This is a genomic window from Fodinicurvata halophila (assembly GCF_042651425.1).
GTDB classification, from domain to species: domain Bacteria; phylum Pseudomonadota; class Alphaproteobacteria; order Kiloniellales; family DSM-21159; genus Fodinicurvata; species Fodinicurvata halophila.
On record NZ_JBHSCW010000008.1, the window covers coordinates 110,012 to 122,357 of the forward strand.

11 protein-coding genes and 1 riboswitch are annotated in these 12,346 nt (G+C 65.3%); of the genes, 4 read left to right on the forward strand and 7 right to left on the reverse strand.

What is annotated here, in order from left to right; translation table 11 throughout:
• Positions 1-57 precede the first annotated feature (57 nt).
• Positions 58-978, reverse strand: coding sequence for a methyltransferase domain-containing protein (locus ACFOW6_RS14505; RefSeq protein WP_382423121.1), 921 nt, complete (start codon positions 976-978; stop codon positions 58-60).
• Between the two features lie 235 nt (positions 979-1,213).
• Between ACFOW6_RS14505 and ACFOW6_RS14510 the strand changes: the two genes are divergently transcribed.
• Genes ACFOW6_RS14510 through cbiB form a run of 4 tightly spaced genes read left to right on the forward strand, consistent with a single transcriptional unit; the run spans position 1,214 to position 4,033 of the window.
• The gene (locus ACFOW6_RS14510) at positions 1,214-1,657 is read left to right on the forward strand and encodes a PAS domain-containing protein (RefSeq protein ID WP_382423122.1); all 444 of its coding nucleotides are present in this window, start codon (positions 1,214-1,216) and stop codon (positions 1,655-1,657) included.
• Positions 1,657-2,052 (forward strand): hypothetical protein, encoded by a 396-nt coding sequence (locus ACFOW6_RS14515; RefSeq protein WP_382423124.1) that lies wholly within the window; start codon positions 1,657-1,659, stop codon positions 2,050-2,052. Before ACFOW6_RS14510 ends, ACFOW6_RS14515 begins: the two co-directional genes overlap by 1 nt.
• Before the next feature lie 15 nt (positions 2,053-2,067).
• Positions 2,068-3,075: a threonine-phosphate decarboxylase CobD gene (gene cobD / locus ACFOW6_RS14520; protein WP_382423125.1), complete on the forward strand. Its 1,008-nt coding sequence runs from the start codon at positions 2,068-2,070 to the stop codon at positions 3,073-3,075.
• Positions 3,068-4,033 (forward strand): adenosylcobinamide-phosphate synthase CbiB, encoded by a 966-nt coding sequence (gene cbiB / locus ACFOW6_RS14525; RefSeq protein ID WP_382423126.1) that lies wholly within the window; start codon positions 3,068-3,070, stop codon positions 4,031-4,033. The genes cobD and cbiB overlap by 8 nt, the downstream gene beginning before the upstream one ends.
• On the opposite strand, the gene ACFOW6_RS14530 is transcribed toward cbiB, so the two are convergent.
• From ACFOW6_RS14530 to ACFOW6_RS14555, 6 genes are all read right to left on the reverse strand, one after another.
• Entirely contained in the window at positions 4,034-5,503 is a 1,470-nt protein-coding gene (locus ACFOW6_RS14530) for a cobyric acid synthase (protein WP_382423127.1), read from the reverse strand. It lies immediately after the preceding gene.
• Between the two features lie 22 nt (positions 5,504-5,525).
• Entirely contained in the window at positions 5,526-6,152 is a 627-nt protein-coding gene (gene cobO / locus ACFOW6_RS14535; protein ID WP_382423128.1) for a cob(I)yrinic acid a,c-diamide adenosyltransferase, read from the reverse strand.
• Positions 6,153-6,157: 5 nt separating this feature from the next.
• A complete protein-coding gene (gene cobN, locus ACFOW6_RS14540) occupies positions 6,158-9,895 on the reverse strand; it encodes a cobaltochelatase subunit CobN (RefSeq protein WP_382423129.1) in 3,738 nt (1,245 codons plus the stop codon).
• Positions 9,896-9,925: 30 nt separating this feature from the next.
• Positions 9,926-10,975 carry a cobalamin biosynthesis protein CobW gene (gene cobW / locus ACFOW6_RS14545; protein ID WP_382423130.1) on the reverse strand — a complete coding sequence of 350 codons (1,050 nt, stop codon included), beginning with the start codon at positions 10,973-10,975 and terminating at the stop codon, positions 9,926-9,928.
• Positions 10,972-11,532, reverse strand: a complete 561-nt coding sequence (gene cobU / locus ACFOW6_RS14550; RefSeq protein ID WP_382423131.1) for a bifunctional adenosylcobinamide kinase/adenosylcobinamide-phosphate guanylyltransferase — start codon at positions 11,530-11,532, stop codon at positions 10,972-10,974. Before cobU ends, cobW begins: the two co-directional genes overlap by 4 nt.
• 99 nt (positions 11,533-11,631) lie before the next feature.
• Positions 11,632-11,837: riboswitch (cobalamin riboswitch) on the reverse strand.
• A gap of 21 nt (positions 11,838-11,858) precedes the next feature.
• On the reverse strand, positions 11,859-12,311 hold the full coding sequence (locus ACFOW6_RS14555) for a Tat pathway signal sequence domain protein (RefSeq protein WP_382423132.1): 453 nt from the start codon (positions 12,309-12,311) through the stop codon (positions 11,859-11,861).
• Between the last annotated feature and the right edge of the window lie 35 nt (positions 12,312-12,346).

A 12,346-nucleotide genomic window follows, 5' to 3' on the forward strand; every position in this document is an offset into this window, starting at 1 on the left:
CGAAAACGACCGTCAAGGACCCGCGTTGACAAGCCATGGCGTTCTTCCCGACGCACATCAGCGACGTGTCTGCTTTCCGCCGTGGAAGATGCCGTGGAAGCGATAGACGCGCAGGTGCCCGCTCTCCATGGCCGAAGCCCGGCCGGTCCAGAGCTCGGCTTCCGACATCATCACCTTCGCCATCTCCTCGGGCGGACGGGCATTGTGCGTATGGTCCAGGTATTCCGCCCATGAGGACCGGATCATCTGGACAAAGCGGTGGGTTATATCCTCCTGGACGCGGATCTCGATGTTCCTGGACACGAGGTTCCTCTGGTATTCGGCAGCCGTCCAGGGGTGCGGCGCCATGGGTTCCTTGTCCCACCACTCCTTCAACGGTCCGTCCAGGGACTCGGGAGCGTCCACCACGTAGTCGGTGAAGAGCAGCTGTCCCCGCGGCTTCAGCGCCTTGACCAGATGGTCCAGCAGATGCTCCTTGTCGATGATGCGGAAAAAGGCATCCTTGGAGAAGATCGCATCATAGCCGCGCGGCTTGAGTTCGGCCTCGGACAGGTTGGAATAGCTGACCGGGGCACGCCGTGACATGCCTGCTGCCTCGGACATGGCCGCACCGGCTTCCGCCAGGGCCGGGTCCTCTTCCAGGGCCGTGACCCAGGCACCGAAGGACTCCGCCATGACACGGGCGCTGCCCCCCAGTCCGGCACCCATGTCCAGAACGCTCATCTCGTTGTTGAGCCCCAGGGGCTTGACCATGTCCTGGATGAATTCGGGGTTGCCGGGCGAGACCATGCCGGTCCCCCAGAGGGCCTGCACAAGCTCGATGCGCTCCGTTTCCCAGGGCATACGTTCGCGTTCATATGTGATGTTGTGGTGCGGCGGCTCCTCGTCCGGGATTTCCAGCGGACGTTCCTTCACGCGCAGGTCATAGCCCTGCCACCAGGCTTTCACGCGCATGCTGAACGGGATCTTTCTGGTCACAGAACGTCCCCTGCCCTCATAAGCTTGATCACGAGCCGCACCACTTGGATCATACACCGTCATAACCGCGTAAGCGTAACGGCAAGTGGTAAAACCAATGTTAACTTTCGCCAGGCCGGCCAATCCACCTCCAGCTATCCTTGAAGCCTGCAAAATCCCGGAGCTGCGCGAAAGTCTCTTGGCCTCTGCCCCTTTTTTGTGATTCATCTATGGGGGCATACTTTGGGGGTGACTCATGACCGATCCGCAATCCGGGCTGACGCTGCGTCACCCACAGCTGAAGTCTCTCTATCGCGAATGGGTTAAGCTCTGCGGAGACGGCAGTTTCCCCATGGCAGCCGACCTGGATCCGCGCAGCCTGCGGCCCTGGCTCGACCACCTCGTCGTGATCCGGATCACGACGGACGGGCGCTTTGTTTACGGCTACTACAACCCGAACTATGCTGAGATCTTCGATGGGGATCGCGTCGGGCAATCGCTGGAAGCCTTGCCGGAGGAACAGCGCCGCCTGCTGGACGCCGAATACAGGCAGGTGCAGCAGGAACGCCTGCCGACCTCGCGCATCTACACGGCTCTGTTCGATGGAGAAGAGCAGAGCTGGGAACGTCTAGTTCTTCCCTTTTTCACTCCCAAGGGACGGGTCGAGAAAATGCTTGTCGGCGCCTACAGGTTGAACTGATGAACGCTGGTCCTCTTTCCTTCTTCCGCTCGCGCATACGCAAAGACCCACGCCGCGAACTGACCCAGGCGGCCACGGTCCTGGAGACTGAGGAATTCAATCTCTGGTGCGCGATGAATGATCGCCCGTTTCGCCTGCGTCTGGTTGAAGTCGAGGGCGACCAGCCGGAATGGTGCATCGAGGCCGAACCGGGCACGGCAAACGCCCGCATCGTCTATGCCACCGGCACCGGCTCGGAAACCGCCGCCGTCGCCGTGGCCTACGGTTTCGTGGCCGGCGTCGAATGGCTGGAGGTACTGCAGGAAGCCGAGCAGCAGGAGGCCGAGGAGGACGAAGCCGAGGCCTTTCGCCAGGCTGAGACCGAAGAAGGTGTGGACGAAGACGACAGCGTCTGAGACCACCTTCCCATCATGACCAAGGCCCGAACAGAACTCATCCATGGCGGCGATCTCGACAGCGCCCGGCTGCGCCATCCCGGTGCCCAGGATCACTGGATCGACCTTTCCACCGGGATCAATCCCTGGCCCTACCCGCTTCCCGACATTCCGGCCGAGGACTGGCACCGTCTGCCCGGTCGCCAGGCCCTGGAGGCACTGAAGGAGGAGGCACGGCATTTCTATGGTGCAGGTCAGCAAACCGGCCTCGTGGCTGCGCCGGGCACGCAGCTGCTGATCCAGCTCCTGCCGCGGCTCTTTGCCCCCACCAGGGTGGAGGTGGCCGGTTTCACCTACGGCGAGCACGAGCGCTGCTGGCAGCTGACCGGCCACGAAGTGGCCATCACCGAGCCGGACCGGGATCCCGACCCGACCACGCGCATTCGCGTCGTGACACGCCCCAACAATCCGGACGGCCTTATCCTGCCCCGGGACCGCCTGATGTCCTGGGCGAACAGCCTGGCCGCACGCGACGGGCTCTTGGTCGTGGACGAAGCGTTCGCCGAAGTCGCGCCGGACTGCAGTCTGGCACCGGAAGCCGGCCATCCCGGCCTTTGCATCCTGCGCTCCTTCGGCAAGTTCTTCGGGCTTGCCGGCATGCGGCTTGGCTTCGCCCTGGGCAGTCCGGAGCTGCAGCGAAGGATCGAGACGGCGCTGGGGCCCTGGGCCGTCCCCGGCCCGACACTCACCATCGGCACTGCAGCCCTGTCCGACCAGGACTGGAGTATGCGTACCCGCCAGGCCCTCGCGACACAGGCCAGCCAGCTTGACGCTGTCCTGCACCAGGCGGGCCTGGAATACCTGGGCGGAACGGACCTCTTCCGGCTCTATGCCCATGCGAAGGCAGGCGAGATCAGTGAGAAGCTTGCCGAGAGGGGGCTGCTGGTGCGCAGCTTTCCGGAAGAGCCGCGCTGGCTGCGTTTCGGTCTGCCCCCGGACGCGGAGGCCATGGACCGCCTGAAGCAGGCCCTGGCCCATGTCTGAGGCCGCCCTTGTCCTGCTGGCGGCCCTACTGCTGGATGCACTGCTCGGCGACCCTGAGTGGCTCTGGCGTCGCCTGCCCCACCCCATCACCCTGATTGGGCGCCTGATCGACTATTTCGATCGGCAGTTCAACCTGACGGACACTGCCTTAGGCACGCGGCGGCGCCTTGGCGTCATGGTGCTGCTGCTCCTGCTGGCCGGTGCCATTGTCGCCGGCCTGGCGCTGTCTTTCCTGCTGAAGGCCCTGCCGTTCGGCTGGGTGGTGGAGATCCTGGTCGTCGCTGTCTTCCTGGCCCAGCGCAGCCTGTGCCAGCATGTCGGCCGTGTCGCCCGCAGCTTCCAGGAAGAGGGGCTGAGCGGTGCGCGCCGGAGCGTGGCCCTGATTGTCGGGCGCGACCCGGAGAAACTGGATGAACCCGGTATCTGCCGCGCGGCCATCGAATCCCTCGCCGAGAATTTCTCGGACGGGGTGGTCGCCCCGGCCTTCTGGTACCTGGTTGCGGGGGTGCCCGGCCTGCTCGCCTACAAGGTTCTCAACACGGCCGATTCCATGATCGGGCATCGCAGCGAGCGGCACGCGGCGTTCGGCTGGGCCACGGCCCGGCTGGACGATCTGGCGAACCTGCCGGCCTCGCGTCTCAGCGCCTTCCTGATCCTGCTGACAACGGCCCCACACCGCTGGCAGGACACCGTTCGCGCCCTCTGGCACGATGCGCCGAACCATCGCTCTCCCAACGCCGGCTGGCCCGAAGCCGCCATGGGCGCCGGCCTCAGCATTGCCCTGGCCGGCCCGCGCAGCTATGGCACGCAGCAGGTGGAGGATGCCTGGATGAACGCTGCTGGCCGACGGGACGCATCGCCTGAGGATATCCGCAGGGCAGTCGCCCTCTGCTGGCGCAGCTTCGCGCTCCTCGTCCTGGCCGTGGCCCTGATTGCCGCCGGTGACCTGCTCTTCTGATCAGCCGCCACCTGCGATCTCCAGCAGGCGATCAGCCTTCACGTGGGCCTCCAGATGGTCGGCCAGTGCCTCCAGTGCCCCCTCCACCTGCGCCTCGTAGGCAAGGCCCGAGCTCTCACGCCGGCGAATCATGCCCAGGAAGGCCTGCCGGAAGGCATCCTCCTGGAACAGGCCGTGCAGATAGCAGCCCATGACGCGCCCGTCGGCGGAAACGGCACCATCGGCCCGTTCGGGATCGAGCTGCAGGAAGGGCCGTTGCGTCCCTGCCCCTTCCGTATGGCCCAGGTGCATCTCGTAGCCCCGGACCGACAATCCGCTTGCCGCATGACGGCCCGTCATCTCCACCAGCGTCTTGTCGGGGCGCATGGTCGTCTCGACTTCCAGCAAACCCAGCCCGTCATGGGAACCGCCGATACTTTCCAGCGCCTCCGGATCATGCAGGCGCTGGCCCAGCATCTGGTAGCCGCCACAGACACCCAGCACCCAGCCGCCGCGGCGTATATGTGCCTGCAGGTCGATGTCCCAGCCCTGCTGGCGCAGGAACGCCAGGTCCCCCAGCGTGGATTTCGAGCCCGGCAGGATCACCAGGTCCGCGGTTCCCGGCAGCGCACGACCCGGCTCGACGAACTCCAGCCGCACGTCCGGCTCCTGCGCCAGGGGGTCGAAATCATCGAAGTTGGCAATGCGCGAGAAACGCGGAACAACCACGTGTATGGAGTGTTCCTCTCTCTCACCTGTCGTCGTGGACAGGGTCACCGCATCCTCGGCCGGCAAGGCGGCCACGGCAGACAGGAAGGGCACCACCCCAAGGGCCGGCCATCCGGTTTGCCGGGCGATCAGGTCCAAGCCATCGTCGAACAGGCTGACGTCGCCACGGAACTTGTTGACCAGGAAGCCGCGGATGCGCGCGCGCTCCTCCGGTCGGATGATGGCATGGGTGCCCACAAGGCTGGCGATCACGCCGCCACGATCGATATCGCCGATCAGGATGACAGGGCAATCCGCCGCCTCGGCGAAACCCATGTTGGCAATGTCGCCGGCGCGCAGGTTCACCTCCGCCGGGCTGCCGGCGCCCTCGACCAGGACCAGGTCAGCTGACTCCCCCAGACGGTGATAGCTCTCCAGCACCGCTTGCAGCAGGTCGCGTTTGCGACGGGAATAGTCGCGCGCCTTCAGGGTGGCCCAGCGCCGACCCTGGACAATCACCTGGGCCCCCAGATCGGTTTCCGGCTTCAAAAGGACGGGGTTCATGTCGATGGACGGGGCCACCCCACTGGCACGCGCCTGCAGGGCCTGGGCCCGGCCGATCTCGCCGCCATCCGAGGTCACGGCCGCATTGTTGGACATGTTCTGGGGCTTGAAGGGCCGTACGGCCAGTCCGCGCCGTGCGAAGAGACGACAGAGTCCGGCCACCAGCACGGACTTGCCCACGTCCGAACCGGTGCCCTGGAACATCAGGGAGGCCGTCATGACAGGTCCTGCAGTGGCTGGTTCAGAATTCGATACCTGCCTGGGCCTTCACGCCGTCGCGGAAGGGATGCTTCACCATGGTCATCTCGGTCACCAGGTCGGCGATCTCGATCAGCTCGTCCTTGGCGTTGCGCCCGGTGATCAGCACGTGGGTATCCTTCGGTTTCTCCTCCTGCAGGAAGGTCACCACCTCGTCGATGGGCAGGTAGTCATAGCGCAGCACGATGTTGAGCTCGTCCAGCAGGACCATGCGATACTCGGTATCGCGGATCATCTCCTTGGCCTGCTCCCATGCGGAGCGGGCGGCGGCAATGTCGCGCTGGCGGTCCTGGGTGTCCCAGGTGAAGCCCTGGCCCATGGTCTTGATGGTCACCTGCTCGGGAAAATGCTCCAGGATCTGGCGTTCTCCGGTCTCCCACTTGCCCTTCACGAACTGAACGACGCCAACCTTGAAGCCGTTGCCCATGGCCCGCATCACCAAGCCGAAGGCCGCCGTGGACTTGCCTTTTCCCTTGCCGGTATGGACCATCAACAGACCCTTCTCGATGGTCTTGGTGGCCAGGATTTTCTCCCGCGCCGCCTTCTTCTTGGCCATCTTCTCGGCGTGGCGGGCGTTGAGTTCCTCTTCGGTCATCCCGTCGGTCTTCATGGGGGTCAAGCTCCCTTTCCAGCTATCTCGCTCAGCCGAGCATAGGCCGTATTGGCCCGTGGTTTCCAGAGCCCACGTTCAAGAGCTTCGTTCATGCGCTCCGCCATTTCCCTCAACGCATCCGGATTGTGATTTTCCAGAAAGTCCAGGACCTCGGCATTGTCCAGGTAGGCCTCGAAAACGGCGTCGAAGTGATGATCGCGCACGGCATGGGTCGTGGCGGCGAAGGCGAAGAGATAGTCCACCGTGGCGGCCATCTCGAAGGCACCCTTGTAGCCGTGGCGCATGACCCCCGCGATCCACTTGGGATTGACCACGCGCGCCCGGACAACGCGGCCGATCTCTTCCTGCAAGGTGCGGATAACCGGCCGCTCGGGGCGCGAATGGTCGTTGTGATAGACCGTGGGCGCCTTGCCCGACAGGGATTCGATGGACACCGAAAGCCCGCCCTCGAACTGGTAATAGTCGTCCGAGTCCAGCAGGTCGTGCTCGCGGTTGTCCTGATTGTGCACCACCGCTTCCACGGCCCCCAGGCGTTCCTCGAACAGCCCGTGTTCGGCTGCACCCTGGGCCCCCTGGCCATAGGCATAGCCGCCCCAGGCGACATAGGCGCGGGCCAGGTCGGCACCACTGTCCCATCCCTTCTCGTCGATCAGGGCCTGGAGGCCGGCTCCGTAGGCGCCGGGCTTGGAGCCGAAGACGCGATAGCCCGCCCGCTGCCGCGCCGCGGCCTCGTCAACGCCCTCGGCCGTCAGCTCTGCTGCGTCGGCCTTCACGCGGGCTGCCAGGGGATTCTTGGCCTCGGGCTCATCCAATTCGGCTACGGCACGGACGGCAGAATCGAACAGGTCGATCTGGGAGGGGAAGGCATCGCGGAAGAAGCCGGAGATACGCAGGGTCACGTCCACCCGCGGCCGGTCCAGAACCGACAGCGGCAGGACCTCGAAGCCAGTCACCCGGCGCGAGGCCGTCTCCCAGGTCGGCTGCACGCCCAGCAGGGCCAGCGCCTGGGCGATGTCGTCACCGCCGGTGCGCATGTTGGCCGTGCCCCAGGCCGAGAGCGCCAGGGTTTTCGGCCAGCCGCCATGTTCCTGCCGGTGCCGCTCCAGCAGGCGGGTGGCGGATTTCCAGCCCAGCGTCCAGGCGGCCGGTGTCGGCACCACGCGGCTGTCCACGGAATAGAAGTTGCGCCCCGTGGGCAGGACGTCCGGGCGCCCGCGTGTGGGCGCGCCCGAAGGCCCGGGCAGGACGAAACGTCCCTCCAGCGCCTGCAGGATGCCGTCGATCTCGGCCGTGCCGCAGGCCTCGACGGCGGGTCGGATGGCCTGTGCCAGGCTGTCCAGCACGGCCCGGGTCCGCGGCCAGCTCTCCGGCGCCGTCTGCGTACCGGCCACCAACTCGCGCGCAAGCCCTTCCAGGCGTTCCACCGTGTCACCCGCGGTGCGCCAGCGTCCCTCGCCCTGCAGCACCTCAGGATACGGTCCCTCCCAGGGCGTCGCGAAATCGCAGTCCAGTGGATCGAAGTCGAGTTCCAGATCGGCCGTCAACGCGCGCAACAGCGAGGCATCCCCGCCTTCGCCCTTGCCCCGCGGGATCCGCACCAGCGCCACCAGCAGGTCCGTCAACTGGTCGCCACCGGGCGACTGGCCGAAGATATGCAGCCCGTCGCGGATCTGCATCTCCTTCAGCTCGCAGAGATGGTTGTCCAGCTTGGCCAGGGCCTGGTCCTCGTCGTCGCTCTCGGAGATGCCACAGTCGCTGTCCAGGCCCAGCCGGCGAGTAACGTCCAGGATATCCTGGCGCAGCACCTTGATGCGGCGTGGATCCACGCCGGCGGCCTCGTAGTACTCGTCGACCAGCAGTTCCAGGTCCTTCAGCGGCCCGTAGGTCTCGGCCCGGGTCAGCGGCGGCGTCAGGTGGTCGATGATGACCGCTTGGGCCCGGCGCTTGGCCTGTGTCCCCTCGCCCGGATCGTTCACGATGAAGGGATAGATGTGCGGCATGGGCCCCAGGGCCGCCTCGGGGAAACAGCCCGCGGACAGTGCCAGCGCCTTGCCCGGCAGCCATTCCAGGTTTCCGTGCTTGCCCATGTGCACTACGGCGTCGGACTCCAGCTGCAGCCAGGCATAGAAGGCCAGGTAGGCATGGGGCGGCACCAGGTCGGGGTCGTGATAGCTGCGCTCGGGGTCGATGTTGTAACCGCGGGCCGGCTGCAGGCACACCAAGACCTTGCCCAGCCGGAAGGCCGGCAGGGCGAAGGCCCCGCAGTCCAGCTCGCCGTGCAGGTAGAAGGGATCGGCCTCGGGCGGGCCCCAGCGCTCGATCACGGCCTCCTGCAGCGCCTGGGGCAGGCTGCCGAAGAAGAACTCGTACTCCGGCCGGGGCAAGGTCTCGCGAATCTCGCGGCCCTCCAGTCCCGCATTGGTCGGTCCTTCCGCCATATGGGCAACGAGGCGGTCGCCATCGGGCGGCAGGTCGCGGACATCGTAGCCGGCGGCCGCCATGGCCTGCAGCAGGATCACGGTCCCGGCCGGGGTATCCAACCCCACGCCGTTGCCCATGCGACCGTCGCGGTTCGGGTAATTGGCAAGCACCAGCGCGATGCGGCGCTCGCCCACGGCTTTGTCCCGCAATTTCAGCCAGTGCGCCGCCAGCCGGGCCACGAAAGTGATGCGATCGGCCACCGGCTCGTATCGCACCAACGAAGTCTGGGTCGCGGGATCGTAGAGCGACTCCCCCTTGAAGGAGACGGCCCGCGTCAACAGGCGTCCGTCCACCTCCGGCAAGGCAACGTTCATGGCAATGTCACGCGCTGCCAGGCCCTGGCTGCCCTCTTCCCAGCTGCCTCGATCCGATCCGGCAAAGACCACCTGGAGGACCGGGGCATCGATGCTGTCGAAAGGCGTCGCGCTGCGCTCTGCCGCAGGGCTGGAGACTGCAAAGCCGGTGGCATTCAGGACCACTCCGGCGCCTGCCTCTTCCAACAGCGCCTGCAGCGTACTGGCCGAGACTTCTTCCTTCAGGCTGGCGCAGTAGATCGGCAGGGGATTGATCCCTTCCTTGCGCAAGGCCTCGACCAGGGCGTCCACGGGGGCCAGATTTCCTGCCTGCAGCAGCGCTCGATAGAAGACGATGGCCGCAACCGGCGCCCCCTCGATCCACTCGGCCTTCAGGCGGTCCAGGTCAGGTTGTTCCAGTCCCGGCCAATAGGGTCCGGCCCGCAGCAAGGGCGCCGGCTCTTTCCAGCTGCGCTCGACCTCCAGCAGGCTGCAGGCGTAGGCCAACAGGTTGCGGGCGTTCTCCGGCCCGCCGTGGATACAGTACTGCCACAGACGCGTACAGGCCTCTTCCCCGAGCGTACTGCCCTTCATAAGGTCCGGGTCCGGCTTGTCATCCCCGGGCAGCAGCGCCAGCGACACATCCCGTTCGCGTGCCAGAGCTTCCAGCTGCTCGACGCCATAGGACCAATAGCCGCGCCCACCGAGCACACGTACAACGACCAGCCGCGCCTCTTCCACGACCTGCTCCAGATAGAGATCCACCGACATGGGGTGACTGAGCTGCATCAGGTTGGCCAGACGCAGGCTGAGTCCTGGTTCCGCCAGTTCCCCCCACGCCGTGGACAGACTGGCCAGTTCCGTGTCGGCGGCCGATAGAAAGACGATGTCTCCGGGCGTCTGGCCGAGATCCACAGCCTCACTGCCATCGGAAACCCGGCCGGGCTGTGCCGCCAGAAGGTGCATGATTGTTGCCTGTCCCTGTCTTGTCGCCGTTCAGGCGGCGGCCTGTTCGCGCGCCAGGGCGTTCCGGATGGCGCTCTCGTCCAGTCCCGTCTCGCCGATAATGACCAGGCGTGTGGTCCGTGGCTCGGCCTCCCGCCAGTCGCGATCGAAGTAATGCTGGAAACGGGGACCGACACCCTGCACCACCAGGCGCATCTCCTTGCCGGCAATCGCGGCAAATCCCTTCACCCTCAAGACGCCGAAGCGCGCCGAAAGCGGAGTCACGAGATCGAGCAGGGCCTGCGGGGATTCGCATTCCCCCAACTCCACCACGAAAGACTCGAAATCGTCGTGATCATGATCGTCATCGCCATCATGGTGCGAGGGACGGCTGTCCAGGTCGTCCTCGGCGCCAGCGCCCAGTCCTAGTAGCACGCGCGGGTCCAGATGGCCTTGCGTGGCGGCCACGGCCGGCACGCCCTTGCGCAGATAGCCGTGGGTGGTTTCCAGCACTTTGCGATAGCCGTCCTCATCCAGCAGGTCGCGCTTGTTGACCACCACCAGGTCGGCACAGCTGAGCTGCTCCTCGAACAGTTCTTCCAGCGGGCTTTCATGATCAAGCGCCGGGTCTGCCTGGCGCTGGGCCTGCACAGCGTCAAGCGAACTGGTGAACACTCCGGCCTCTACGGCAGGACCGTCGACCACGGCAACGACCCCGTCCACCGTCACGCGATTGCGCACGTCCGGCCAACCGAAGGCCTTCACCAGGGGCTTGGGCAAGGCCAGCCCCGAGGTCTCTATGATGATGTGATCGGGCGGGTCCGGGCGATCGATCAGCTTCTGGATTGTCGGCAGGAAGTCGTCGGCCACCGTGCAGCAGATACAGCCGTTGGCCAGCTCCAGCACGTCATCGTCGCTGCAGCCTTCGACGCCGCAGCCCTTCAGGATTTCCCCGTCAACGCCAACGTCTCCGAACTCGTTGATGACCAGGGCCAGACGGCGCCCGCCGGCGTTCTCAAGCAGCGAGCGGATCAGGGTGGTCTTTCCCGCCCCCAGGAAACCCGTGATCACGGTGGCAGGTATCTTCGCGAGATCTTTCATCTGTCTGTCCCTTCCGGGGTTTTGAGAGTGAGCGGTAGGCCGGCTGCCAGGAAGACCACCTGATCGGCGGCGGCAGCCAATTGTTGATTGAGATATCCGGCATGATCGCGGAAGGACCGCGCCAGCGCATTGTCGGGCACGATGCCGAGACCGACCTCGTTGGAAACCATGACCAGAGGAGCGTCAAGATTCGGTAGCAATGCCAGCAGGCCGCCGATCTCGCGCATGACGTCGCGATCCTCCAGCATCAGATTGCTGAGCCAGAGCGTGAGACAATCCACCAGGACAGGACGTCCTGCAACATCGGCGGACTGGAGGACCTCCCCCAGTGCCATCGGGGCCTCGAACGTCGTCCATTGCGCTCCCCGACGCGCGCGATGGGCGGCAATGCGCGCCTCCATTTCCGCGTCGAAAGCTTGGGCGGTCGCGATATAGGCACAGCTCGTGCCCTCAGCCTCGATCAAGCTCTCTGCATGGCGGCTCTTGCCCGAGCGCGCGCCCCCCAGCACCAATGTCAGGGGTGGCAACTGCAGAGCTTCCTTCTCGATGGCTGACATGCCGCTGGAGTCTCCTGTCCCTCAGGCAGGACAGGCGACGCGGTGCAGCTTTGAAGGAAAGGCTGGAGTCCGGCGCCGCCGGTGCACCCCGCCCGGCGTTCAAATGCAGACTTTCGGGCAGGTTTCCTGGCTCACGGGTCATCGTCCGACGCTCCTGGCCTTCCCGATGCATTCACCAGTGGCCTCTTGTCGTCGCGCCGGACTCGCCGTTTACAGTTGCGGGGGCAGCCACGGCCTTGGCCGGAGTCTTCCGACCGCACCGCGTTCCCTCTCCCGATAATCCTGCCTTAACCTTAGGAAGTCCCCCTCAGGGAAGTCAACGACTCTTACTGATAGAATTCGACCTCTGTGCGATTGGCGAGCTCCAGGATATCGGCACAGTCCTCCCGTTCGCCGGAAGCATCGGCACAGGGCGAAACACCATTGACCAGCATGCGATCGATATCGGCGCACTGCTGCTCGGAGAAATCGAAGAACTTGACCGTCGAACGTCCCGTCTCCAGGGGAGCTGCCTCGATGGCGATGCGGCGGCTGATCACGCCCTCCGCATCGAACAGGACCAGATCGAGCCGGAACTGATCGAAGTCGCTGCCGCTGTCATTCTTGAACAGCATATAGGCCCGGCAGGTCTGGTCGACCTGTTCCAGCTTGTTGAGCTCCAGCGTGACACCTTCTGCCGGCGCCGCCTCTTCCATATCGTCCTGGGCTGCGGCGCTCATGGCCAAGCCCCCCGTTACAAGCCCGGACAACGCCATGGCCAGCAGTTTGTTTCGCTTCATTCTCTGCCTCCCGCTTGCTGTTGTTTCACTTCTCC

Coding starts and splice junctions, on each gene's coding strand:
- ACFOW6_RS14510 (WP_382423122.1), top strand. CDS start 1,214: ATGACCGATCCGCAATCCGGGCTGACGCTGCGTCACCCACAGCTGAAG.
- ACFOW6_RS14515 (WP_382423124.1), top strand. CDS start 1,657: ATGAACGCTGGTCCTCTTTCCTTCTTCCGCTCGCGCATACGCAAAGAC.
- cobD (WP_382423125.1), top strand. CDS start 2,068: ATGACCAAGGCCCGAACAGAACTCATCCATGGCGGCGATCTCGACAGC.
- cbiB (WP_382423126.1), top strand. CDS start 3,068: ATGTCTGAGGCCGCCCTTGTCCTGCTGGCGGCCCTACTGCTGGATGCA.
- ACFOW6_RS14530 (WP_382423127.1), bottom strand. CDS start 5,503: ATGACGGCCTCCCTGATGTTCCAGGGCACCGGTTCGGACGTGGGCAAG.
- cobO (WP_382423128.1), bottom strand. CDS start 6,152: ATGAAGACCGACGGGATGACCGAAGAGGAACTCAACGCCCGCCACGCC.
- cobN (WP_382423129.1), bottom strand. CDS start 9,895: ATGCACCTTCTGGCGGCACAGCCCGGCCGGGTTTCCGATGGCAGTGAG.
- cobW (WP_382423130.1), bottom strand. CDS start 10,975: ATGAAAGATCTCGCGAAGATACCTGCCACCGTGATCACGGGTTTCCTG.
- cobU (WP_382423131.1), bottom strand. CDS start 11,532: ATGTCAGCCATCGAGAAGGAAGCTCTGCAGTTGCCACCCCTGACATTG.
- ACFOW6_RS14555 (WP_382423132.1), bottom strand. CDS start 12,311: ATGAAGCGAAACAAACTGCTGGCCATGGCGTTGTCCGGGCTTGTAACG.